This is a genomic window from Flavobacterium cupriresistens, from assembly GCF_020911925.1.
Classification (GTDB): Bacteria; Bacteroidota; Bacteroidia; order Flavobacteriales; family Flavobacteriaceae; genus Flavobacterium; species Flavobacterium cupriresistens.
On sequence record NZ_CP087134.1, the window covers coordinates 5220422 to 5246195 of the forward strand.

22 protein-coding genes and 1 other RNA gene are annotated in these 25774 nt (G+C 34.7%); 14 read left to right on the forward strand and 9 right to left on the reverse strand.

The genetic code is table 11. The features are described from left to right. Positions 1-37: 37 nt before the first annotated feature. A complete protein-coding gene (locus LNP23_RS20720) occupies positions 38-979 on the forward strand; it encodes a LysR substrate-binding domain-containing protein (protein ID WP_047773714.1) in 942 nt (313 codons plus the stop codon). A gap of 35 nt (positions 980-1014) precedes the next feature. Here LNP23_RS20720 and LNP23_RS20725 read toward each other — a convergent pair whose 3' ends face one another. Together LNP23_RS20725 and mnmC2 are read right to left on the reverse strand one after the other, a co-directional pair. Then, positions 1015-1212, reverse strand: a complete 198-nt coding sequence (locus LNP23_RS20725; protein WP_017496117.1) for a hypothetical protein — start codon at positions 1210-1212, stop codon at positions 1015-1017. A gap of 166 nt (positions 1213-1378) precedes the next feature. Then, positions 1379-2044: a tRNA (5-methylaminomethyl-2-thiouridine)(34)-methyltransferase MnmC2 gene (gene mnmC2 / locus LNP23_RS20730; RefSeq protein ID WP_047773716.1), complete on the reverse strand. Its 666-nt coding sequence runs from the start codon at positions 2042-2044 to the stop codon at positions 1379-1381. Between the two features lie 307 nt (positions 2045-2351). On the opposite strand from mnmC2, the gene LNP23_RS20735 reads away from it, so the two are divergent. Further along, positions 2352-3422: a branched-chain amino acid aminotransferase gene (locus LNP23_RS20735; RefSeq protein ID WP_047773795.1), complete on the forward strand. Its 1071-nt coding sequence runs from the start codon at positions 2352-2354 to the stop codon at positions 3420-3422. 85 nt (positions 3423-3507) lie between these two features. Here LNP23_RS20735 and LNP23_RS20740 read toward each other — a convergent pair whose 3' ends face one another. After that, a complete protein-coding gene (locus LNP23_RS20740; protein WP_047773717.1) occupies positions 3508-3888 on the reverse strand; it encodes a pyrophosphohydrolase domain-containing protein in 381 nt (126 codons plus the stop codon). Between the two features lie 460 nt (positions 3889-4348). Here LNP23_RS20740 and LNP23_RS20750 point away from each other — a divergent pair, with 460 nt between their 5' ends. The 4 genes from LNP23_RS20750 to LNP23_RS20765 all read left to right on the forward strand — a co-directional run bounded on the left by LNP23_RS20750 (position 4349) and on the right by LNP23_RS20765 (position 7012). Further along, entirely contained in the window at positions 4349-5479 is a 1131-nt protein-coding gene (locus LNP23_RS20750) for an SRPBCC family protein (RefSeq protein ID WP_230002702.1), read from the forward strand. Between the two features lie 66 nt (positions 5480-5545). Next, complete coding sequence (locus LNP23_RS20755) at positions 5546-6088, forward strand: RNA polymerase sigma factor (protein WP_047773722.1); 543 nt, start codon at positions 5546-5548, stop codon at positions 6086-6088. 33 nt (positions 6089-6121) lie between these two features. Next, entirely contained in the window at positions 6122-6535 is a 414-nt protein-coding gene (locus LNP23_RS20760; RefSeq protein WP_230002703.1) for a hypothetical protein, read from the forward strand. A gap of 18 nt (positions 6536-6553) precedes the next feature. Continuing rightward, positions 6554-7012, forward strand: a complete 459-nt coding sequence (locus LNP23_RS20765; protein ID WP_047773726.1) for a hypothetical protein — start codon at positions 6554-6556, stop codon at positions 7010-7012. A 72-nt stretch (positions 7013-7084) separates the two neighbouring features. Here LNP23_RS20765 and LNP23_RS20770 read toward each other — a convergent pair whose 3' ends face one another. Continuing rightward, positions 7085-8146 (reverse strand): WD40/YVTN/BNR-like repeat-containing protein, encoded by a 1062-nt coding sequence (locus LNP23_RS20770; RefSeq protein WP_230002704.1) that lies wholly within the window; start codon positions 8144-8146, stop codon positions 7085-7087. Positions 8147-8265: 119 nt separating this feature from the next. Here LNP23_RS20770 and LNP23_RS20775 point away from each other — a divergent pair, with 119 nt between their 5' ends. The 3 genes from LNP23_RS20775 (at position 8266) to LNP23_RS20785 (ending at position 13066) form a co-directional block, all read left to right on the forward strand. Further along, positions 8266-9594, forward strand: a complete 1329-nt coding sequence (locus tag LNP23_RS20775) for a hypothetical protein (RefSeq protein WP_230002705.1) — start codon at positions 8266-8268, stop codon at positions 9592-9594. 135 nt (positions 9595-9729) lie between these two features. Further along, positions 9730-11694 carry a KUP/HAK/KT family potassium transporter gene (locus tag LNP23_RS20780; RefSeq protein WP_047773731.1) on the forward strand — a complete coding sequence of 655 codons (1965 nt, stop codon included), beginning with the start codon at positions 9730-9732 and terminating at the stop codon, positions 11692-11694. Between the two features lie 148 nt (positions 11695-11842). Next, positions 11843-13066 carry an RsmB/NOP family class I SAM-dependent RNA methyltransferase gene (locus tag LNP23_RS20785; RefSeq protein ID WP_047773732.1) on the forward strand — a complete coding sequence of 408 codons (1224 nt, stop codon included), beginning with the start codon at positions 11843-11845 and terminating at the stop codon, positions 13064-13066. Between the two features lie 217 nt (positions 13067-13283). Here LNP23_RS20785 and LNP23_RS20790 read toward each other — a convergent pair whose 3' ends face one another. Then, positions 13284-14324, reverse strand: a complete 1041-nt coding sequence (locus LNP23_RS20790) for an AMP-binding protein (protein ID WP_230002706.1) — start codon at positions 14322-14324, stop codon at positions 13284-13286. A gap of 15 nt (positions 14325-14339) precedes the next feature. Continuing rightward, complete coding sequence (locus LNP23_RS20795; RefSeq protein ID WP_230002707.1) at positions 14340-15266, reverse strand: CPBP family intramembrane glutamic endopeptidase; 927 nt, start codon at positions 15264-15266, stop codon at positions 14340-14342. 116 nt (positions 15267-15382) lie between these two features. Here LNP23_RS20795 and LNP23_RS20800 point away from each other — a divergent pair, with 116 nt between their 5' ends. The 3 genes from LNP23_RS20800 (at position 15383) to fumC (ending at position 20719) form a co-directional block, all read left to right on the forward strand. Beyond that, positions 15383-15727: an arsenate reductase family protein gene (locus tag LNP23_RS20800; RefSeq protein WP_230002708.1), complete on the forward strand. Its 345-nt coding sequence runs from the start codon at positions 15383-15385 to the stop codon at positions 15725-15727. A gap of 95 nt (positions 15728-15822) precedes the next feature. Then, the gene (locus LNP23_RS20805) at positions 15823-18288 is read left to right on the forward strand and encodes a TonB-dependent receptor (RefSeq protein ID WP_230002709.1); all 2466 of its coding nucleotides are present in this window, start codon (positions 15823-15825) and stop codon (positions 18286-18288) included. Between the two features lie 1045 nt (positions 18289-19333). After that, a complete protein-coding gene (fumC, locus tag LNP23_RS20810) occupies positions 19334-20719 on the forward strand; it encodes a class II fumarate hydratase (RefSeq protein WP_047779242.1) in 1386 nt (461 codons plus the stop codon). 175 nt (positions 20720-20894) lie between these two features. Here fumC and LNP23_RS20815 read toward each other — a convergent pair whose 3' ends face one another. Further along, on the reverse strand, positions 20895-22097 hold the full coding sequence (locus tag LNP23_RS20815; protein ID WP_047779243.1) for an NAD(P)-dependent oxidoreductase: 1203 nt from the start codon (positions 22095-22097) through the stop codon (positions 20895-20897). 240 nt (positions 22098-22337) lie between these two features. Between LNP23_RS20815 and LNP23_RS20820 the strand changes: the two genes are divergently transcribed. Together LNP23_RS20820 and ssrA are read left to right on the forward strand one after the other, a co-directional pair. Then, positions 22338-23540 carry a serine hydrolase domain-containing protein gene (locus tag LNP23_RS20820; protein WP_047779244.1) on the forward strand — a complete coding sequence of 401 codons (1203 nt, stop codon included), beginning with the start codon at positions 22338-22340 and terminating at the stop codon, positions 23538-23540. A 67-nt stretch (positions 23541-23607) separates the two neighbouring features. Beyond that, positions 23608-24003: a transfer-messenger RNA gene (gene ssrA, locus LNP23_RS20825) on the forward strand. Here the strand turns inward: ssrA and LNP23_RS20830 are convergent. Beyond that, positions 23958-25514, reverse strand: a complete 1557-nt coding sequence (locus LNP23_RS20830; protein WP_230002710.1) for a recombinase family protein — start codon at positions 25512-25514, stop codon at positions 23958-23960. The genes ssrA and LNP23_RS20830 overlap by 46 nt on opposite strands. Next, entirely contained in the window at positions 25498-25650 is a 153-nt protein-coding gene (locus tag LNP23_RS20835; protein ID WP_230002711.1) for a hypothetical protein, read from the reverse strand. Before LNP23_RS20835 ends, LNP23_RS20830 begins: the two co-directional genes overlap by 17 nt. Between the last annotated feature and the right edge of the window lie 124 nt (positions 25651-25774).

Sequence of the window (25774 nt, forward strand, 5' to 3'; positions counted from 1 at the left end):
ATATTTTATTATTTTTGTATCAAAAAATACTATCAAAATGACGATCACTCAATTACAATATGTGTTAGCTGTTGCCGAGCATAAAAATTTCACTCTTGCAGCCGAGAAGTGTTTTGTAACGCAGCCTACATTAAGTATGCAGATTCAAAAAATCGAAGAAGAACTTAACATTTTAATTTTCGACAGAAGTAAAAAACCAATCCAACTTACTGATATTGGTCATAAAATTGTAAATCAGGCCAAGAATATTGTAAATGAAGCCGACAGAATAAAGGATATTGTAGAACAACAAAAGGGTTTTATTGGCGGTGAATTTCGTTTAGGGATCATTCCAACCATTATGCCAACGCTGTTGCCCATGTTTTTAAACAATTTCATTAAGAAATATCCAAAAGTAAAACTTCTTATTGAAGAGCTAAACACAGATGAAATTATTCTAAAACTAAAAAATGGTCATCTGGATGCTGCTATTGCCGCGACACCACTTGAGGATGAAAAAATTAAAGAAATCGTTTTGTATTTCGAACCCTTCGTAGCGTACATACCAGAACATCACGCCAGCTTTGAGAAAACCGAAATTGAGGTAGCCGACTTAAATCTGAATGAAATTTTACTTTTACAAGACGGGCATTGCTTTAGAGACGGGATTTTGAATTTATGCAAAAATGGATCTGACATCGATCAGACCAATTTTCAGATTCAAAGTGGGAGTTTTGAAACCCTGATAAAATTGGCAGACGAAGGCCTTGGTACAACGTTACTTCCGTACTTGCACACCTTAGACTTAAAAGATTCCGATAAACTGAAACTTCGTAACTTTAAGGAACCAAAACCAGCTCGTGAGGTAAGTTTAATTTACCCGAAAAGCGAATTAAAAATGCAAATCATTGACGCCCTCAGATCTACAATCGCAGGTGTTGTAAAGGGAGCAATTGTTTTTCAGAATGTTCAAATCATCAGCCCGCTACAAAAAAAATAAGCGCATAAAAAAGGAGCCAATTGGCTCCTTTTCTTTTATACTTTAATTAGTAGTAGACTTTGTTTTAATTCTGGTTTCTCAATAATGAAATTTAATAACCATTCTTGTAATTGTTCCATTTCGTACGGTAACAGTGTTTTGATAGCTTTCTCTAATTCCTTACAGAAAAGTATCGGATCGAAACTTACTCTCTCAAGTATTGATTTCGTGTAATCAAACATCATTTTAGACATAATAAAATAAGATTTTTGGGGGTTATCTCTATTTTTAAACTCGCAACAAATTTAAACAAATATCAGGTCGAATGGTATATTTTAACTTATTTTTTTAAAAACTTTATCAACTAATACGTTTTCTTATTACATATAAATCAATATAGAATCATTCTAAACAACTCATTTAAACCTTTTTAAAAGCCCTGAACATTTCTCTTTTTCCCGGTGGCCCCGCTAACTTCTCCACCGTAAATCCAACAGAAATCATACTTCTTTTAACAACTCCGCGAGCAGCGTATGTTACTAAAACGCCATTTGGCTTTAAACTATTGTACATTTTCTGAAAAATTTCGGTACTCCAAAGCTCCGGTTGCACCCGATATCCGAAGGCATCAAAGTAAATCAAATCAAAAATTTCAAAATCGTTTATTTCATCAAAAAATTGTTTCCTTTTGGTTAACGTAAAATCAGCGCTGATTTCAACTTCTGCATTCCATTCGCATTCATGCATTTTTTCAAAAACGGCAACATACTGATCTGCTTCCAATTCGGAAACATAATTCATTTCTAAAACTTCTTTTGCTTCAACCGGGTAAGCCTCTACTCCAACATAGTTTATTTTCTGTTGCTTTTGGGCCGATTCCAAAAAAGTAATAAAGGCATTCAATCCTGTACCAAAACCAATTTCAAGAATACTGACCGCTTTATCTTCAAACAAGGAAAGTCCGTTTTTTATAAACACATGTTTCGCTTCCTGAATTGCACCATGCTTCGAGTGATAACATTCATCCCATTCCTGCAAATGAATTGTGGTTGAGCCATCTAGCGTTTTAATTATTTCTCTTTTCACCTTTTAAACCGTTTATCATACAATATCGCTGATTTTCAAGCGATTTTCGGAGTCAAATTTAGTCAAAACAACTGCGTAAAGTCATAAAAAATGAGAGTTTTTTCATAAATTCTTTACAAAACTATGCCAATTATTTCAGTTTATTAAAAGATAGATAAATCTCAGTTAAACGCGGCAATTAATGCAGTTATACTAAGCAAATTATATATTTTTCCTTAATTTTGCATTTAATAAAATCTATTTATACCAAAACATTACCGTAGTTCATTCTATAGTGATGCAATTACATAAAAAACTTTACATTATTATGAGTACAACTCAAACAAGCAAAATTGAAATCAGAAAAGCTACTTCATCGAAAATAAGCGGAGTTGATTTTGAAAACCTAAGCTTTGGTGCTGTTTTTACAGACCATTTATTTGAATGTGATTTTAAAGACGGTCAGTGGCAAAATCCTGTCATTAAGCCATACGCTCCTATTCTGATGGACCCTTCTTCAAAAGTCTTCCACTATGGTCAGGCTATTTTTGAAGGCATGAAAGCTTACAAAGATGACAATAATGATATTTGGTTGTTCAGACCTGATGAAAACTTCAAACGTTTTAACAATTCTGCAGTACGTATGGCAATGCCGGAAGTTCCTGAAGCTGTTTTTATGGATGGTTTAAATGAACTATTAAAATTAGATCAGGAATGGATTCAAAAAGGAAACGGAAGTAGTATGTACATCCGTCCTTTTATGATTGCAACCGGAGCAGGTGTTATTGCAAATCCATCTGACGAATATAAATTCATGATTTTATTATCTCCTGCAAAATCGTATTACTCAGGTGAAGTAAAAGTAATTATCGCGGAGCACTACAGTAGAGCTGCAAATGGTGGAATCGGTGCTGCAAAAGCGGCCGGAAATTATGCTGCTCAGTTCTACCCAACTAATCTGGCAAACAAAGACGGTTTCCAACAAGTAATCTGGACAGATGATGCCACACATACTAAATTGGAAGAAGCCGGAACAATGAACGTGTTCTTTAGAATAAACGACACTTTATTGACTGCTCCAACCAGCGAAAGAATTTTGGATGGTATTACCAGAAAAAGTTTAATTGCTATGGCAGAAAAAGAAGGTCTTAATGTAGATGTTCGCCCGGTTATCGTTTCTGAATTGGTAGAAGCGGCTAAAAACGGATCTCTAAAAGAAATTTTCGGAGCCGGTACAGCTGCCGTTATTAGCGTAATCAAAGGATTCTCTTATCAGGATACTTACTATGAAATGACTCCAGTTGAAAATTCGTATGCTTCTATTTTAAAAGAAAAACTAACAAGTCTTCAAAACAAACTTTCTGAAGATACTTTTGGCTGGACTGTTAAAGTTCAATAAATAAAATATTTTTAATTTTAAACCCGACAGGTTTTTGAACCTGTCGGGTTTATTTTTTTTTTAAATTTTTAATTTTTAATTTTTTTTATAAAAGTTTCGAAAAATCCGGTTTAAAATAATTAGGCCCTTTCATCACTTTTCCGTCTTCGCGATAAATAGGCTGACCGTCTTCTCCTAATTTACTCATATTACTGCGTTGGATTTCGTCAAAAACAGCTTCTATTTTATCTTGCAGTCCGTGTTCGATAATCGTTCCGCATAAAATGTACATCATATCTCCAAGCGCATCGGCAATTTCTACGAGATCATTATTTTCAACTGCTTCCAGATATTCTTCGTTTTCTTCTTTCATCAAATTATAACGAAGGTGTTTTTTGTTTCCTCCCAAATCTGCAATTGGCGTTTCACTGTGTCCGATTTTAAAAGCAGTATGAAATTCCTTAACTGCATCTATTTGCTTCTTCATGATTTTATTTAATTAAATGAACTACCAAATTAGTAACTATTCGTGTACAATTATCTAAATTTGCCAAAAATAATTTCAACTATGTTTAGTCAAGGACAATTAATATTCGCAGTCTGTTTTTTTATTGCATTCGTAATCGTAATGATTTTTGCTTATCGAAAAGATTTGGCATTACACAAAATTTTCTACAAAGGAAACTACAAAGTATTGCTCACCTTCCTGCTTTTTATTGTGATCCTGTTTGTGATCAAATTCTTTTTTAAAAGATAAGTATCGATTTTTTTCTTATATTTAAAAATCAAAAATAAATTACTGTTAGATTTACATTTAGCATTTTCAAAAAAGAGTTCATTTTATTTTTTTTGAATGAAGTATAATCCGAAAGTATCGTTTTAATTCCTGTACTATTCCCCGCAATAGCAGAAAATTTATAACTTTACGACACCAAATAACCTACCCAATGAAGATTTTAAAATATCTGTTTCTTTTAGCGTTACTAAGCCTAGTTGCCCTTAGTGTTTTTGTAGCTACTCAAAAAGGAGATTTTACTATAGAACGAAGCAAAGTCATCAATTCACCAAGAAATACCGTTTATAATTACATAAATGATTTTAGAAATTTTGAAGATTTTGAATCATGGGCGGTTGAAGATCCAACGATGCGAATGTCTTTTCCAAGTAAAACAATTGGTAACGGAGCCACTTTTTCCTGGGAAGGTAACGAAGGAAAAGGAAATGCAATTACCCTGAAAACAAAAGACGGAGAAAGCATTCAACAAAAAATGAACTTTGACGGAACGCAAGCTGACGTAAATTGGACATTCAAAGATACATTGGCGGGTAAAACAAAAGTGACCTGGAAAGCAAAAGGAACAATGAGTTTCCTATTTAAAATTTACACCTCTATAAATGGTGGTTCTGATAATGTCATTGGAACTATGTACGAAAAAAGTCTTGTAAATATTGACAAAAACTTAGATTACGAAACAAAAACGTATACCATTAAAGTTAATGGCGTTGTTAAAAAAACGGAGACTTCCTACATCAAACAAACTTTTACAAGCGAAATTCAAAAAGTAAATAAAAATGCCCGTGTTGTAATTCCAAAGCTTATACAATTCAGCAAAACAAACGGTTTACTTACTAACGGAAAACCTTTTATCATTTACCATACTTATGATACAGCAACCGGTTTAGCCAAAATATCGATTTGTTTACCTATAAACAGAGATATTTCCATCAGCGCTGGCAGTGATATACTATCGGGAAAACTTAATGGTTTTGAAGCTGTAAAAACAACTCTTACAGGAGACTACTCACACACCAGCGAAGCAATTGCCAAAGCAAAAGCTTTTATAAACAACGAGAAAATCGTTCCCGAATTAAGCTGGTCACATCTTGAAATCCTGACGATTAATAAACTAGATGTAAAAAGCCCGTCAAAACTAATGACGGAGATTTATTTCCCAACAAAACCTAAAGTTGTTCCTGTTGCAACTCCTGTTTACAGACCAAGGACTGAAGCAACTACAGAACCACAAAAACCGGCAACACCGGCAACATCTACAGAAGAAGAACAATCAGAATTCTAAAAAAATAACAGAGGCAGATTAAACCTTTTCTTTTAAATTCATTCTAACAAGATATAAACCAAAAGCTTGACAGACGAGAAGGAATTTATAGCACAATTATTAAATCCTAAAACGCAAAATACAGCGTTTCAAAAACTCGTGTCTGATTATCAGAAACCCTTGTATTCTCATATTCGAAACATTGTTTTGAATCATGATGATACCGATGATGTGCTACAAAATACTTTTGTTAAAGTTTTTCAATATCTAAAAAACTTTAAAGGAGAAAGCAAACTTTTTTCGTGGATGTACCGCATTGCAACCAATGAAGCTTTGACTTTCCTGAATCAAAAAGCAAAACTGAACGGTATAACCTCTGAGGCTCTTCAAAATAAAACAATCGACAATTTAAAAGCCGACGTTTATTATGACGGAGATGATATTCAGATAAAACTTCAGAAAGCGATCGTAACGCTACCTGAAAAACAGCAATTGGTATTTAAAATGAAATATTTTGAAGAATTGAAGTACGAAGAAATTGCAGAAATTCTGGGCACTTCGGTAGGCGCCCTAAAAGCATCTTACCATCATGCGGTAAAAAAAATTGAATTATATGTCACAACAAATTAAACCTTTTGTGACAAAACCTATCTTACAGACATTATGAAAGCATTTAAACTAGAAAACGAACCGAAAATAACAACAGGATTTAAAACTCCGGAAAACTATTTTAATGATTTTTCGGCAAAAGTTTTACAGCAAATTAATGAGCCTGAAGTAAAAGTCATTCCGTTTTATAAACGTAAAAAAGTACTCACCCTACTCGCAGCTGCCGTTGTTGTTATTGCACTTATGATTCCGATCGTAAACAATTACAAAAACACATCAAAAGAACTGGATGAAAAAACCTTAGAAACCTATTTGGCCTATCAGTCTAATCTGAACCAATACGATTTAATTAATCAGCTTGACACAAAAGATATCGAATCTCTGAACAAAAATGTTGCTCTTGAAGACGAAACCCTTGAAGATGTCCTGGCTACCAATCCTAATATTGAAAATTTAATTTCAGAATAAAACAAAAAACTCAAAAATATGAAAATCAAAAATATACTTCCAATACTTCTATTTTTCGTTAGTTTTTCATTTTATGCACAAAGCGATAAATCAGACGAAAAACGAGAAAAAATCAAGGCTTACAAAGTTTCATTTTTGACTACTGAACTTGAACTTACTTCAACAGAAGCAGAAAAATTCTGGCCTGTTTATAATGCTTATGACGACAAACAATTTGAATTACGTCATGATAAAATGAAAATGTATCTTCGTAAATTAGACGATGACAACATCAATTCACTTTCAGAAAAAGAAGCTGCCGCGCTACTTTCTCAAATAGAAAGCACCGATAAGGAATTGTATCTTTTACGCGAAAAGTATTCCGCAAATCTTAAAAAGATTCTTTCGGCAAAAAAAATATTAAAGCTTAAAAAATCAGAAGATGATTTTAATCGAAAGTTATTAAAACAATATCGAGATAAAGCAGGGAAAAACTAATCCCACAAGAAACAACAGCGATAGGAACCCTATATAATAATACTTACTTTATTATTTAGGGTTCTTATTATTTTATAGAAAGTGAATTCGGACCATTTTATTATAACCAGCCGCGATTGCTGTGTTTTTATTAATGAAACGAATCGTAAAGAGTTTAGTATCATTGGACAATTCTTTCCAATTTGTACCACCATCCTGAGAGTACTGAATTCCCGAAGCTCCTACACAAACCAATTCTTTAGCATTACTTCCCGGCACGTATTGCACACATGAAGCATACCCAAATCCCTGATCCTGTCCCGTTAATTCCCAGGTTTTCCCTCCGTCTTTTGTAAAGGCCTTATTATCCGTTTTCTGCTCCGGAAGTTCGTAATCTCCCCCAGCAACAAATCCATGTTTAGAATCATAAAAATCGGCAGTAAAAATACCCGTCATTGTTTTTCCCTGAACAATTGGCGTATCCACAACTTTCCAGGTTCTTCCTTTATCCGATGAATGAAAAACGCGCGCTTTTTTACCTCCGGACACCAACCAGGTATCATTTCCTTTAATTACGATATTAGAATTACTCGCTGCAAAAGCGGCTTCTCCCTTGGCATTTGTTGGTAATTTATCCGAAAGGATTTTGGTCCAGGTTTCGCCTCCGTCACGGGTAACAATAATCGAAAAAGTATCTTCAATAGGGTCGCCAATAGCAATTCCTTCTTTATCATTCCAGAACTGCATGCTGTCGTAAAACACTTTTGGGTTGATCTCCTTGTAAACTAATTTGACCTTAAGTGTTTTTTTAGAAACCTGATACAACAATGCCGGATTAGCGACACTTAATAAAAAAACATTTTTTGAAGTCTGAGCAATACTTCGGAACTCTAACTTTAAAGTATCCCGATAAATACGATCTTCAAATTTTTCTTTTTTATCTAAATCAAAATAACCAAAACGGGAATTATCTGCTCCATACCACACCTTGTTTTTATCAATTGAAATGGCACGAATACTAATTTTATCCTGAACTAAAGTTTCTATTTGCACTGAAGTAAAACCACTATTTACGACTTCTTCATCGTTGTCATTCAACGTTTTAAAAGACACAAGCAAGACAAAAGCACTAAAAAACAGGATCCCTTTTTTCATATCGATTATTTATTTTTCTTGCTAAAATACAATTATTTATAACATATAAAATAGCTTTTGTTTTTTTTTCTGGCACAGTAATTGGATACCTCCAAATATTAATCTTAATATGATTTGTCATGAAAACCAAATTACTTTTTATAGCATTACTAACATTAGGTTTTAGTAGCATTCAGGCACAAAATCAAACTACTGTTTATGCAAAAAATTCAGATATAAGCGATAATTTAGATCTTAGAGCTGTCGCTTCCATATTTGGAGAATCGGCAAATCTTCAGGATTTTGAGAGACGTTTAAACGATCCAAAATATCAGATTTCGAATCTTGACTTAAACGATGATGATCAGGTTGATTATTTACGTGTTATCGAATCTGTAGAAGGCAGAACTCACGTTGTAATTATTCAGGCTGTACTTGACCGTGATGTTTATCAGGATATTGCAACAATTGATGTAGAGCGAAACAACTCCAGTAAAGTTGTGGTTCAGATTGTAGGGAACTCGTATTTATATGGAGCCAATTATATTTACGAGCCGGTTTACAATGTGACTCCGATAATCTACACTTCTTTTTGGGTCACAAATTACAGACCGTATTGCTCAACTTGGTATTGGAATTATTACCCAACCTACTATTCGGCTTGGAGACCATTCCCGATTTACAGATACAGAAACAATGTCAACATTTATATCAACGTAAACAACCGTTACAACTATGTAAACCAAAGAAGAAGTTACAGAGCAACGGCATTATACGAAACAAGACGTTCTTACGGTTACGAAACCAGACATCCGAATTACAGTTTTTCTCAAAGACATTCGAACGTTAACAACAGATATGAACTAGATCAAAGACGTGTTGCCAGCAGAGACTATAACAGAAGTCAAAATAGTTACGACTCTAACAGATCCAATACAGGCAGAGGTACCGGTTCAGACAGAAACTATACTGAAAATAGAAGTTCTAATACCAACAGAACCTATACAGACAGGTCTAACACAAATAGAACTAGTACAGACAGAACCAGTACGGACAGAACTTATAGCGACAGAACTAATACAAATAGAGCTGCCACAGATAGAACCGGCACGGATAGAAATTATAACTCGAATCGCGGCACTTACGACAGAACCAATTCAGCAACTGTAACTAATCCGGTAAGAACAGAAAATACACCACGACCTCAAGTTGACAGAAGTTCAAACGAAAACAATTCGAGAACTTATTCCGAAAACAGAGCAAATTCAAACCGAACTGCTCCGGCACAGCGAACCGAAAGTCCAAGAAGTTACTCGAACAACAGTGGTGGTTCAGAAAGCAGAGGAAACAGTTCAAGAGCACAGGCTCCGCAACGATCTGAATCTCCAAGAGCAAATCAGGAATCAAGAGGAAGTCAGCCGCAAAGAGAAAGCGGATCGAGCTCAAGAGGCGAAGGAAGAAGAATATAATTTTCACCTTTTTCATCACCGATAAAAATCAAAGCACAATTTTACGATTGTGCTTTTTTTTATCTTTATCCATTATAATTGACGCTAATATATTTTAAAACAGTAAATTTGCAACCGTCTTTTATAAAAATATACATGAACGCATCGCATAAAAACTTACACAGTAAGTTGTCTATTGGGGGTCTACTAATCACATTAGGAATTATTTACGGAGATATTGGTACTTCTCCACTGTATGTAATGAAAGCCATCCTTGGTGACCACACCATTAATGCAGACATCGTTCTAGGCGGTATTTCTTGTGTCTTCTGGACATTAACGCTACAAACCACGATAAAGTATGTCCTTATCACTTTAAGTGCCGATAATCATGGTGAAGGTGGTATTTTTGCTTTATATGCTTTAGTCAAAAAAACAAAAATACAATGGCTCATAGTACCGGCAATTATAGGAGGTAGTGCGTTATTGGCCGATGGTATTATCACGCCACCCATCTCCGTTTCATCCGCTGTAGAAGGAATTAAAACCTATTATCCTGAAATCAACACCATTCCAATTGTTATCGGAATTTTGTTTATCCTGTTTACCATTCAACAATTTGGAACCAAACTAGTCGGTAAATTCTTTGCACCGATGATGTTGATTTGGTTTGCTATGTTAGGAACGCTGGGAACCATTCAGATTGCCAGTCATCCTGAAGTTATAAAAGCAATTAACCCTTATTATGCTTACCATTTATTACAGATACATCCGGAAGGATTCTTTGTTCTTGGATTGGTATTTTTATGTACAACAGGGGCCGAAGCTTTGTACTCAGACATGGGACACTGTGGTAGAAAAAACATCAGAATCAGCTGGATTTTCGTTAAGATGACTTTAGTATTAAACTATTTTGGTCAGGCAGCGTATTTAATTCACCACGAAGGTCAAACCTTGCAAGCTTTAGGAGGAGAAAACGGAAATCCGTTTTACCTGATCATGCCGGATTGGTTTCAACCGGTAGGAATTGTTATTGCTACTTTAGCTGCAGTAATTGCGTCACAAGCTTTAATCAGTGGATCGTTTACTTTAATCAACGAAGCCATGCGTTTGAATTTCTGGCCAAAAGTAAAAATCAAATATCCGACCGAAGTAAAAGGTCAATTGTATATTCCTTCTATTAACTGGTTGTTATTTTTTGGTTGTGTTGGTATTGTACTACACTTCGAAAAATCAAGTAATATGGAGCATGCCTACGGTCTTGCCATCGTATTATGTATGATCATGACCACGATCTTATTAAACTATTACCTCATCATGAAACGTATTAAATTGTTTTTCATGGTGCCGTTAATTACGATTTATTTGTTAATTGAATTTAGCTTTTTGATTGCCAATGTGACCAAATTTGCCGAAGGTGGTTACGTAACTTTAATCATTGCAGCCGTTTTAATTTCGGTTATGACTATTTGGTATCTGGCTAAGAAAATTAATAAAAACTATACTAAAATTGTCAAAATTGACGATTACAAAAAAGTATTAATGGAGTTAAGTGAAGACTTGACAATCCCGAAATATGCCACGCATTTAGTTTATATGACCAATGCCAATCGTGTAGACGAACTGGAGCAAAAGGTAATGTATTCAATCTTGCAAAAACGTCCGAAAAGAGCTGACATCTATTGGTTTGTTCACGTTAACATTTTGACTGAGCCATACAAAACACAATACAAAGTGACCGAAATCGCCAAAGATGATATCTATAGAATCGATTTTAATTTAGGTTTTAGAGAGCCTACGAAAATCAATTTAATGTTCCGTGAAGTAATCAGAGATATGGTAAAAAGAGGCGAAGTTGATATCACCAGCCGTTATGAATCATTGAACAAAAACAATATTATCGGAGACTTTAAATTTGTATTGTCTGAGAAGTTCCTTTCTAACGATAATGATTTAAGATGGCACGAAAATATTATCATGAACTCTTATTTCTTCATCAAAAAACTAAGTTTATCTGAAGAAAGAGCTTTTGGTCTGGACAGTAGTTCTGTAAAAATAGAAAAATTCCCAATGGTGCTTCATGCTCCTGAAAATATTGGATTAACCCGAATTACAAAATAAAGGTATTCTAAAATAAATACAGAAAAACACTCTTTTATACTTTATTAGAGTGTTTTTTTTTCTTTTTAATGAAAGTCAAAATAACAATCAAAATTAAAAATTTAACTTTCAATCAATTAATAGTACCTTTGCAACTCAAATAATTAAAATGAGATTACACAGAAATTTAGTTTATACTACCATTGATTCTTTGAATGCTATCTTCAACGAAGGAGAATATGCAGACAAAGTGGTAGCAAGAGCCTTAAAAAAAGACAAACGTTGGGGAAGTTCTGACAGGAAATTTGTTGCTGAAACCATATACGAAATAGTTCGTTGGAAACGATTATACGCTGAAATTGCCGAAGTTAAAGAACCTTTCGACAGAGACAATCTTTGGAGAATGTTTGCCGTTTGGGCTGTTTTAAGAGGATACCCGATTCCGGATTGGAGACAATTGGAAGGAACTCCTGAAAGAAAAATAAAAGGTCGTTTTGACGAACTTTCAAAAATCAGAGCTTTAAAAGAATCTATTCCGGACTGGATGGATGAATTAGGAGTTAAAGAGCTAGGCGAAAAAGTTTGGGCAACAGAAATTGCTGCACAAAACCAACCTGCCAAAGTTATTTTAAGAACCAATACTCTTAAAGGAACAAAAGAAAACCTGAGAAACACCTTGATGGATTTGAATATTGAAACAGAATATTTGAAAGATCAACCTGAAGCTTTAGTTTTAAAAGAAAGAGCCAATGTGTTTTTGACAGATGCTTTTAAACAAGGACTTTTTGAAGTACAGGACGCCAACTCACAATTGGTTGCCGGTTTCCTTGATGTAAAACCAGGAATGCGTGTTGTAGATACTTGTGCCGGTGCCGGTGGAAAAACATTGCATATCGCTTCTTTAATGGAAAACAAAGGGCAATTGATTGCAATGGATTTGTATGAAAGCAAATTGAAACAATTAAAATTAAGAGCCAAAAGAAATGGTGCTTTTAATATCGAATATCGTATTATCGACACCACAAAAGTAATCAAGAAATTACACGAAAAAGCGGATCGTGTGTTGATCGATGCACCTTGTAGTGGTTTAGGAGTTCTAAAAAGAAATCCTGATGCAAAATGGAAATTACAGCCGGAATTTATCGATAACATTCGTAAAGTTCAGGCAGAAGTTTTAGAAAGTTATTCTAAAATTGTAAAACCGGGCGGAAAATTAGTTTACGCAACTTGTTCTGTTTTACCATCAGAAAATCAAGAGCAAGTAGAACGTTTCCTTAAAACCGAAATCGGAAAACAATTTACCTTCATAAAAGATCGTAAAATATTAGCTTCAGAATCTGGTTTTGACGGATTCTATATGGCCCTGTTAGAGCGAAAAGAAACTTTGGGGTAAATTCCAATAAAAAAAATCCAAATTCCAATACTGTTGTGTTGGGATTTGGATTTTTTTATTTTTTTTTGAAATTTGGGATTGCGAAATACTAATCTTCAAATTCAAACTCTTATAACTTCAATAGAACCCAAACTAAAGGTTAAATTCCAATAAAAAAATCCCAAATTCCAACCTGTAAATTGGAATTTGGGATTTTTTTTATTGGAATTTTCAAAACTTAGTTTTGCAAGCTTTTTTTGCGTAATAATTTTCCGTTTTCGTTTTCTTTGAATTTTGGGACGAAAACAATTTCTTTTGGCTTTTCAAACTTGCCTAAAACATCAAAAAAGTCAGTCGCAAATTCTTGTTTTTCACCTTCAATAACCAAGATTAGCTTTTCTCCTAAAACAGAATCAGGCAAGCTTGTTACAAAAAAGCGATTCGCTATTTTTCCAGTAAGTTTGGTTTCTATCTGTTCCGGAATAAGTTTCACCCCTCCACTGTTAATCACATTATCAATTCGTCCTAGAAACACAAACTGATTTTCGTTTACCAGCTCAACCAAATCATTTGTAACAATTGGCTGATCTGAAACAGCAGGCACAGAAATTACCAAACAATCACGATCATCTTTTGCTATTTTTACATTCGGCAAAATCGAAAAAGCAGCTTCTCCTACCCTTTTAGCAGCAATATGTGTTATCGTCTCGGTCATACCGTACGTTTCATATATTTCGGTCTTTAAAGGCAGTAATTTCTCTTCTAAAACAGTATCAATTTTTGCACCACCAATAATTAACTTTTTCACATTCTTTAGTTCCTCTATTGAATTTTGAACTTGTAAAGGAACCATTGCCACAAAATCATATCGCTCCTTCCTTAGCCCTAATGGTGCCACACTTGGCGATACCACATCGAGATTCAAACCTAAAATAAAACTGCGAACCAACATCATTTTACCGGCTATAAACTGAACCGGCAGGCAAAGCAATGCTTTATCTCCGGGACTTAAATCAAAAAAATCTCCCGTTGCTAAAGCTGATTGAATCATAGCCCGCTTTTCTAAACGCAATAATTTTGGAAGACCAGTTGTGCCCGAAGTCTTCGTTTCAATGTAGTCTTTATCATCGAACCAATCCAATAAAAACTCTCCTATCGCCTGTTCGTAAACATCCCCTTCTTTGATATAACTATAACCAATTCGACTCAAGTCTTTTCCGTTTAGGTGATACCCATTAAGTCTAAAGTAATTATGAACTTTTTTATGTGTTAATTCCATCGTGATCGTTTTAATTTAATGATTTGCAGTATCAATTTTGCCTGTTAATTTTTCTTTCCAGTTGTTCCATCCATATTTTTTGGCAAAAATAAAGAGTAAAACCGGATACACCACAACAACCGGTAAGATAACATCGAAGCCTGCTGAAGGCTCAGACATGTCTTTGAAAATAGAATGTGTCTGAAAAACAGACCAATCCGAAGTAACCAATAAAGCGCCTATCAGATTGTTAGCAGCATGAAAGCCTAGAGACAATTCAATTCCTTCATCCATAAGGGCTAGAATACCCAGAAATAAGCCTGTACCGATATAATAAACCATAATTATATACCCCATTTTTTCTACTTCGGGGTTAAAAACATGCATCGAACCAAAAATCACCGACGTCATCAATAGCGGAAACCATCTGTTTCTGGCCAAATTAGCAAATCCCTGCATTAAATAACCTCTAAAAACGTATTCTTCTGTACTGGTTTGTATTGGAATTAATACAGCGCCTAAAACCATCAAAATCAAAAAAGGAATCAAATTAAAATTCCACACAAATTTTTCGGGAGATCCAAAGTAAACCGCTGCGAAACTCAGAATAGAAAAAAGAGACCACAAAATAAACGAAAACGAAACCCGCTTCCAGTCTATTTTTTTTCGCGATGTTGTGATCGATAAAATGGTCTGATGATGTAAATATTTCACCACAAAATAAATCCCCGCAAATGCAAAAGCAAAAGAGATCATTACCAAAAACAAAGTCACATTTGGCTCAAACATTCTCATAACAGAAGCATTATCTGTTGGGAATACCGCATTAGAACTAAAGCTTTTATAAAGTACAGCAATCGAAAAAGGAATCTGACCAATAAATGATGCTCCTATAATAAAAACCGACCCCAGAAGGTATTTCCAAAATTGATTTTCGGGTTTAATTCCTTGTTCTAAAAACATATTAGGATAAAGTTTAAAAATGAGAATTCAGTTTAATAAGTAAATCTTATTTTTGGTGTTGCTAAAATACCGAATTTTTTACTTTAACAATCTCATAACAAATTAAAAATACTAAAATGATCGAAATCTATCACAATCCACGTTGCGGAAAATCAAGAAACTGCCTTGCCTTTTTAGATCAATCTAACGAGGATTACAAAATCATTCCCTACCTGACCGAAACGCCTTCTTTTGAAGATTTAAAAGCATTGCTTCAAAAACTAAGTCTGCAACCCATTCAATTAGTAAGAATCAAAGAAAAAGTGTGGATTGAAAATTATAAAGAAAAAACGCTGAGCGATGATGAAATTATTCAGGCAATGGTCGATAATCCAATTCTGATCGAATGCCCAATCGTTATAAAAGACGGAAAAGCCATTATCGGGAGAGACTTAGATCTGGTTGCTTCTTTCTTAGATTGATTATAAAAAACGGCATTAACATTTTATTGTGATTTGTCTCTTTAAACCAAAAGCTACATTTGGTGTCTAATGAAAAAAAGTAACCAAAAATAACAATGAAACAAATCAGATTTGCTGTAGTACTTGTATTCCTTTTTACAAGTTTTTACAACTATGCACAACAACCACCCAGCGGTAAAAACAAAGTAAAAGTTACCGGGAAAGTTTTCGAAAAAGTTAGCAAACAAGCTCTTGAGTATGCTACTATTTCTATAATGCTTCCTAATGACACCAAAGTTATTGCCGGAGGAATTACCAATCCTAAAGGAGAATTCGAAGTAGCAGTTGCACCGGGCACTTACGATATAAAAATTGAGTTTATTTCGTTTAAACCAACAGAAATCAAACAAAAAAGTATTCAGGACGACACTAATTTAGGAGCCGTTAATTTATCTGAAGATGCAGCACAATTAAGCGAGGTTGTGGTTCGTGCAGAAAAGTCAACAGTAGAAATAAAACTGGACAAAAAAGTATATAATGTCGGACAAGATATGATGGTAAAAGGCGGAACGGTAAGTGATGTTCTGGATAATGTACCGTCTGTTTCTGTTGACACGGAAGGAAATGTAAGCTTAAGAGGCAGTGACAATATCCGAATTTTAATTGACGGAAGACCATCAAATGCCATTAACGTTGCCGAAGCTTTACGCCAACTTCCGGCAGATGCTATTGATAAAGTTGAAGTTATTACCAATCCATCCGCCCGTTACGATGCCGAAGGAGGATCAGGTTTGATTAATATTATTCTTAAAAAAGGTAAAAATCAAGGTTTTAACGGAACTTTTATTGCGTCGACCGGAATTCCTGAAACGTACGGATTAAGTGCCAATCTAAATTATAAAACCGAGAAATTTAATTACTTTACAACGGCCGGTTACAATCACAGAACAAATGAAGGTGGTGGACTAACAAATACAGAGTATTTCAAAGCAGACGGTTCTACCAAAGAATTTTTAGATGAAAATCGTGACACTAAAAGAACAAGAGACGGTTTTAACGGAAGAGCGGGTGTCGAATGGACGGTTGCTCCGAATACATTTTGGACGAATGCCATCAATTATCAAAAAAATACGGGAGAAGACCGCGATTTAATCGGTTTCGATAATTTTGATGCTAACCACGTATTTACAGGTTCCACATACCGATTGAATAATGGTGATACTGAAAGTGAAAACTTTGAATATACGTCAAACTTAATCAAAAACTTTAACGACAAAGGTCATAAACTTACTGTTGATGCTTCTATTTCAAGAAACAGAGATGATAATAACAGTTTAATTACGGGCTCGCAAAATTACAACAGCACACTAAACGATCAGGTACAAAAGCAAGTACTTTTACAGGCAGACTATGTTTTGCCAATTAGCAAAGGAAGTCAGTTTGAAGCGGGATACAAAGGAAGTTTCGGTGATTTAAACAATGAATATTTTGTTTTGGATCCGGCAGGAATTATTGATCCTAAATTATCAAATACTTTAGAATACAAAGAAAATATAAATGCGTTTTACACGCAATATGGACTTAAAATCAATAAATTTTCTTACTTGTTTGGCTTGCGTTGGGAAGACACCAATATTCAGGTTAATCTTTTAGACACTAAAGAGTTTAATACCAAAAAGTACAATAATTTGTTTCCAAGTGCTTTTATCAGTTACGAAATTTCAGATCAGAGTAACTTCACAGCAAGTTACAGCAAACGTGTTTCAAGACCAAGAGGACGTTTTATGAACCCTGCCGTAAATTATTCCAGCAACATTAATATTTTCAAAGGAAATCCGGATCTGGATCCTTCCTTAACAGACAAATATGATATTGGCTACATTAAACGTTGGGAGAAATTAACTTTTAACACCTCAGCCTATTTCGAAAATACAAAAGACGTATTCAGCTTCGTAAAAGCGCCAAATGGCGACCAAGTAAACGGAATACCGGTAATTGTCAATACACCAATCAATTTAGGAAACGAGCAAAAATTTGGTTTTGAATTCACCCTTAATTACACTCCTTTCAAAAAATGGAGACTAAACAGTAACTTCAATTTTTACAACGTAAAAACAACCGGAGAAAACTCATACACAGACAGCCAAGGAGTTCTTATTACCCAAAATCTTGACAATCAAGCCAATTCCTGGTTTGCAAGAATCAACTCTAAATTAACTTTACCGTACAAAATAGACTGGCAACTGACTGCTATGTACAATGGTGAACAAAAAACAGCACAAGGTAAAAATCTGGGGCAATTTGGTATGAATACCGCTTTTAGCAAAGATGTATTAAAAGACAAAGCTACAATTGCATTCAACATTAGTGATATTTTCAATTCACGCATCATGAGGTCTTACACTTATCTTCAAAATGACAAAACATTAGAAAGCCAAACATCTTATAGTGAAATGCAATGGCGTAAACGTCAGTTTAACTTATCGTTTACCTATCGTTTTAACAAACCAAAAAACGACAGAGAAAAAAATGGCGCTCCTAAAAATGAAGGAGGCGGTGATGGCGGAGATTTTCCGGGATAAAAACTATCAAATCATATAAAAAAAGGGGCTGTCTACATAAAAAGACAGCCCTTTTTTATTTAAAAATTGAACAACTACGAGGCTATTAAGATTCGGCTAAAGCCTTTCCTCTACTCTTTTCTATATCTCCAGCTAAAGCTGGAGGCTATTGAAAAGAATTTTACCTCTTTTTGAAGGATCAAGTCCGAAAGTTGCGGGGAAGTAAAAATCTCGCAGAGTCGCAAAATCGCAAAGTATTAATGAAAAAACAGAAGAAAAACTTTGATACTCTATAACATTTTTAGAAATCCAAAGCGAGAAAGTAGAAAACAGAAAATTAGAGCTTAAAAATAGGAGAAAAACTTAGCGGCTTGGCGTCTTTGCGAGATTCAAAGCGAGAAGTTGGAAAATTAGGTACTTAAAAAGCTGTGGCGAAAAAGTATAAGATCTGCTACTGCTAGCAAAAGAAATCTAAAAATTATTCCACAACTTTTGAACTTGATTCGAAATTACAGAACTACAAGATATTTGTTCCTCCACAACAATATGTCTTGATCCTTTTTGAAGTCCTTAACTTTTTGACTCAAAAAAAAAAGGACTCGTAAAAACGGGTCCTTTTTTTATGAAATCAATTAATTAACTGATTGTTCTTCTTTCTTTTTTACTCTCATTTCTTTGAACATTTCCCAGCTAGCACCCGTAACCCAATAAGATACGAATCCAACTAAGAAAAACATCAACCAAAACCCTATAGTTAGTATGGTTAAGAAAAGTAAAAAGCCTAAGTACTGTGAAAATTCAAACATGTTTTCCGGAATTTTTGAATGTAGGCACAAATGTAACTCTAATATTTTTCGTTGCCAATAAAAACCAAATCATTTTTTATAAAATAAGAATAATTAGTGTATTTAAAATCATTTTAAATAAGGATTTTTTTTTAAGTTTACAGACGCGGGAGTACGGGGTGGTTTTTAGTCTCGGTCTCAGTCTCAGTCTCAGACTACAGTTTACAAATGGCATTTTACAAATACTGATATTACAATAAATAATTTTTTACATCAAGCAAATGAAATACAGAATAGAAAAAGACACCATGGGGGAAGTTCAAGTCCCAGCCGATAAATATTGGGGTGCTCAAACAGAACGTTCAAGAAATAATTTCAAAATCGGACCATCAGCCTCTATGCCAAAAGAAATTATAGAAGGTTTTGCTTACTTGAAAAAAGCTGCGGCTTATGCCAATCATGATTTAGGTGTTTTACCAATAGAAAAAAGAGATGCCATCGCAGCAGTTTGTGACGAAATCTTGGCCGGTAAATTAGACGATCAGTTTCCGTTAGTAATCTGGCAAACAGGTTCCGGTACACAAAGTAACATGAACGTAAACGAAGTAATCGCCAACCGTGCTCAGGTGCTTAAAGGTTTTGAAATTGGAGAAGGCGAGCAATTCATAAAAGCCAATGATGATGTCAATAAATCACAATCATCAAACGATACTTTCCCAACCGGAATGCACATCGCAGCTTATAAAATGATTGTAGAAACTACAATTCCAGGTGTTGAGAAATTAAGAGATACATTGCACGCAAAAGCTGTAGCATATAAAGATGTCGTGAAAATTGGTCGTACTCATCTTATGGATGCTACCCCGCTTACTTTAGGACAGGAAATTTCCGGTTACGCTGCTCAATTAACATTCGGATTGAAAGCTTTAAAAAATACTTTAGCACACTTAGCTGAAATTGCTTTGGGTGGAACTGCAGTAGGAACAGGTCTTAACACTCCAAAAGGATACGATGTAAAAGTGGCTGCCTACATTGCAGAATTCACCAATCACCCTTTTATAACTGCTGAGAACAAATTTGAAGCTTTGGCTGCACATGATGCTATTGTTGAGACGCACGGAGCGCTAAAACAACTGGCTGTTTCTTTAAATAAAATTGCGAATGATATCAGAATGTTAGCTTCAGGACCACGTTCGGGAATTGGAGAAATTCACATCCCTGAAAACGAACCGGGATCTTCTATTATGCCGGGAAAAGTAAATCCTACGCAATGTGAAGCCCTGACGATGGTTTGCGCACAAGTTATAGGAAATGATATGGCAATTGCCGTTGGTGGCATGCAAGGACATTACGAATTGAATGTTTTCAAACCCGTTATGGCTGCAAACTTCCTTCAATCTGCTCATTTATTAGGTGACGCTTGTATTTCTTTTGATGAACATTGCGCACAGGGAATCGAACCGAATCACAAACGTATCAAAGAACTGGTTGACAACTCCTTGATGTTGGTTACCGCTCTAAATACTAAAATCGGATATTACAAAGCTGCCGAAATCGCTCAGACTGCACACAAAAACGGAACTACTCTTAAAGACGAAGCTGTTCGTTTAGGCTATGTAACTCCTGAAGATTTTGACGCCTGGGTTAAGCCTGAGGAAATGGTATAAACTATAGGTTGGTTTCAGGTTTCAGGTTTCAGGTTTCAGGTTTCAGGTTTCAGGTTTCAGGTTTCAGGTTATAAAAAAAGGGAAAAGCTTTTAAGCTTTTCCCTTTTTTTATTCTTTTTAATTATAGGCCTTGTTTTAAACTTGAAACCTGAAACTTAAAACTTAAAACTCCCCCTTACTTTCCATCTACATAATCTTGTAAATAACTGAATCTTGGTGTTAGTTTTCCGTTTTCCGTCATTTTTGCGCGTTCTAGAATTCCGTCTTTATCTCCGTTGAAAAAAGCTGGAATTACGTATTCCATAAACTGCTCTCCAAAACCTTCACTAGCATCTTTTGGGATTTCGCATGGCAAATTATCAACTGCCATCACCACAATGGCACCGGGATGAAATACATCTACTTCTTTGTCTTCACTTGGCCAATATCCGTAAATAGGTTCAGCAATCGTAGAAGAACGCAAGGTACACGCAATAGGTCCATTCACATCGCAAGAAATATCCGCAACTACTTTTATCTTGCAGTCACTTGCATTTAACATTTCTCTTGTCAAAATAGCCGGAGCTTCACTGGCATAAAAATGACCTGTAAAATAGATATCGGTCACTTTTGTAAATTTTTCGAAGTCCGAAACATAGGCCTCAGGATGTGCTACGAAATCATTAAAATCAAGAAGCTGTCCGTCAATGCGTTTGTTATATTCTAAAACATCCAGTTGTACATAAACCGGTTGTGTGTAATTTTTAGTCAAATAATTCTCTACTGCGATTTCCTTTACTTTTATGGCATCCAGAATTTCTTTGGCTCCACTCCCAACCTTACCGGTTCCGGTGATTACAAATTTTAAAGGAGGTAAAGTAATGCGTTTTAAGTGCATAATTAACGCCTCTTTACCCGCAAGTGTTTCCGCTTTTGGCAATTTGAACAATTCGAATTTAATTCCGAATGCGCGAATTCCGTTATAGACACCAACCATTCCGGCATATTTTCCAAAACCGATTAGTCTTCGATTGTGACTGTCAACTATGGTCTCATGATCATACAGATCAATCTTCTTTTCCAAAATAGCTTGTAACAACTTTTTATTATAAGGTTGCTTTTTTATGGTATGTGAGAAAAAGAAGTACGCTTTATTTGGAATTAAGTTCTCTACAGGAACTTCTTTTACACCAAATAAAACATCACAGTCAGAAACATCCTCTGTAACCGTTATTCCCATACTTTTATATTGAACGTCAGAAAATATTCTAATATCTGAACTTTCAACCTCAACAGTAGCTTCATGATAAAGCTGTTTCAGTTTAGCCAATTCATTAGGAGCAAACACAACGCGTCTGTCCGGTGGGTTTTTTCGTTCTTTTATAATACCAAATTTCATTTATATCGGATTAAAGTGAATATTAATATAACTTTTTTGATTGAATTTGTTTCAAATATAACAAAATAAGTTAAATTTTTGTTGTAATTCTTTAATTTTAAACAAAATTATAACGCTAAAAGCTGACGTACAATCAACTAGAAAAAAAAGACGTTAAAAAAAAGTTAAAAACCAGATGTTGTAGATTTAAAAATGCTCAAACAAAAGTATTGAATTCTATATATTTGTTTTCAAAGAATGATGAAAATGAGCTTCCTTAAAAAAACAAATATAGCACAAATACTTCTCCTAATTTTAGTTTTAGGGTCGTGCGGAAAAAATAAAAACAATACAGATAAAGAGGTTACAACGGTCGAGGATACCTTGCCTAAAATGAAACCTTTAGGTCCTGAAAAAAAAATAAGTCAAGCTTATATAAATTCTGTCGCAGGAAGGATAAATCACTTTTACAACAAAAACTGGCCAAATAATAGCATGAATGGTAGCTTTTTGGTTGCCCGAAATGGTCAGATTATCTTTGAACGCTACAATGGATTTGCCAATAAAAATGAAGGCACTAAAATAACAGCAGATACTCCGGTACAAATTGCTTCTGTTAGTAAAGTTTTGACTGCTACGGCGGTTTTAAAATTGGTCAATGCCGGAAAATTAGATTTGGATCAAAAGGTAAATACGATTTTGAAAACATTTCCTTACCCCGAATGTACGGTTCGAATGTTATTAAGTCATCGTAGCGGAATGCGCAACTATGCTTATTTCACAGACCGAGACAAATCGGTTTGGGACCGACACAATCAGCTGACCAATAAAGACATTCTCGAAATTCTTGCCACTAAAAATATTGGATTAGAGGCTACAACGGGTACGCGATTTGCTTATTGCAATACCAATTATGCCATGTTGGCGCTTATTATCGAAAAAATCACGGGTTTAACTTATAAGGAGGCAATGTCTCAAATGATTTTCAAACCGTTAGGAATGACCCATACGTATATTTTTGACGATGATAAAGAAAGAAAAACAATTGTCCCTTCCTATAAAGGTAATGGTGTAGAAATTGGTTTTGACTATTTAGATAATGTTTACGGGGACAAAAATGTATTTTCGACCGTACGAGATCTATTAAAATTCGACAGAGCCAGAAATTCACCTGATTTTTTAAAGCCCGATTTATTGAAACAGGTATATACCGGTTACAGCAATGAGCGTAAAGGAACTAAAAACTATGGTTTAGGTATCAGGATGATCAATTGGGAAACGGGACAGAATTTTTATTTCCACAATGGCTGGTGGCATGGTAATACCTCTTCTTATATTACTTTAAAGAAAGAAAATGTAACTATTATTGCCTTGTCGAACAAAATGACAAGAAACACTTATGCGGTTCGTAAACTGGCTCCGATTTTTGGAGATTACCCGTTTAATTTTAAAGACGAAGAATAAAATAATTTTTCTGCAAAATTTATTACAGAAGTAACTTCAAATAGTATAAATTTGCAAACTCATTTTTGGGGTCGACTGGTTTTGACAGCAAGTCGAATTGAACAGTAAGCACGTCGAGCATTGAGACCTTGCTCGTAAATATAAGATCTTACAATTTTACACGGCGAAAATAACTACGCTTTAGCTGCATAATCTGAATTATAGTAAGATTAGCCACGTCCCTATCAGATAGGGAAGCTGGATTCTCCTTGAAAGCCTTGGTTTGTGGCGGTCAGTTTAGGGGAACCGTAAAAATAAACCTAGATATCCATGAGCTTCGGGTGGATTTCGAAATTAAGAAGATAAGTGTTGAGTGGTTGTTCCTGACCTAGCTTAACAACGAAAATCCAATCAGGAAATAAACGTGTAGAAAGCTCTTTAGTTGCTTGTTTGGACCCGGGTTCGATTCCCGGCGACTCCACTGGAAGGGATGATTGAAAAATCATCCCTTTTTTTTTCGTATACCAAACAACCTTTTTCTTTCATTATCAAATGATTACAAGATAAAATATTCATCATAGTGGGTGTTCGATATATGCCCTCTTGATAGTATAAATTGCTATCGAACACCAAGTTTACAAACTCTCTCTTTTGCATAATATCAGCATTTGAATACACAAACTTAAGATCAGTTAGCATTTCTATATTTTTTTCTAGGATAGCAAATGCACGATCCTCTTTTTGGTTTAACCGTTCAATTGCTCCTTTTAGAGGCTGAATTATACTATTAAAGTTCGTATGCCATCTATCGTAAGTTTCTTTAGAAATTTCATTCTTAATCCATTTCTCTTCTAGCGAAAACATTTTTTCTTTAGTATCTTCCAAAAGTTGCTTCTTTTCAGCAAGTTTTCGCTCTTTAAATTTCAGATCATCTTCTAATGCATTGTTACAACTGCTTCTTATTTCCAATAACTTTTGCTTTGGAAGACTCATCAACTCACATATTTCTAAAAACTGATTATGTGCCTTTATTACACTGATATTATTGTGTTTTGAATTTTGACACTTATAATAGTAAAAGTACTTTCCTGATTTCCCTCTTGAGGGAGCACCTGTTAGAGGATTACTACAATGACATTTAAGAATTCCACGTAATGGCAATTCTTCATCGATGACTGTCCTAGTTTTTTCAGGTTTTTTAATTTTATTTTGCACCATTTGCCAAGTACTGGTATCTATAATTGGCTCATGAATACCAGGGAAATTGCCTCCAGGATATTCCTTATATCCTTGGACTTTTAACATACCTGCGTAAACAGGATTTGTAAGTACTCTTTCAATAGAAGTATTTCCCTTGTTTTTAAACCCTAATTCAAATGCTTTTTCCTTAATTTTATACAATGGCATGTTTTTAAGAAAAGAATCATATATAAACTTAATGACCTTAGCTTCGCTTTCCTCAATAACTAGTCTACGTTCTTTTTGTTCCCCTTGTTTAATATAGCCAAATGGGGGTTTGATACCTATATATCGTCCTTCCTTAGCTCTGGCTGTATAAAGCCCTCCTCTTATTTTTATACTTCTATTAATATTGTCCTCCTCAGCAAGTAATAATTGTAGACCTGCTCTAAAAAAACTTCCTGGAGTATCATAATCGAATGTGATACCCTCAGTAACACTAACCACCTGTATACTGTACTTTTTTTGCAGCATTTTAACCATACTCATCGCCTCACCTGCATTCCGACTGAATCTATCCATTTGATCCACAAGCAGAAAATCTACAACTCTGTGGTGTTTAATAATAAACTCCTGCAACTTTATAAAATCTGGTCTATCAAAAGTTTTTGCACTTTTTCCTCGGTCAATAAAAGTATCAACTAATTCAACATTATTAAATTTTACCCATTGGTCAGTATACATCTCCTGTCTCTCAATCGAGCCATTGCTTTGTCCTAGTTGACTAAATCTTAAATACCTAATCGCCTTCTTCATATAATTCCTTTAATGTTATTGAAACAATAATTTTAACAAGTAAATTTACTATTTTTTGTTCTTTTTCTTGTTCGAAATTATATAATATTTTAGTTATCTCATCAACAACATCTTTCTCATCATTCTTCTCTTCCATTTTTCACCTCCCTGCTAGACAAGGCAAAGCCCTCACGGTTTTGCTAGTTTATAACTCACACCTTGTAAGTTTATATTTAAAACTAGCAAACAAATTAAGTAAGAGTTCATAATGGCTTTTAATG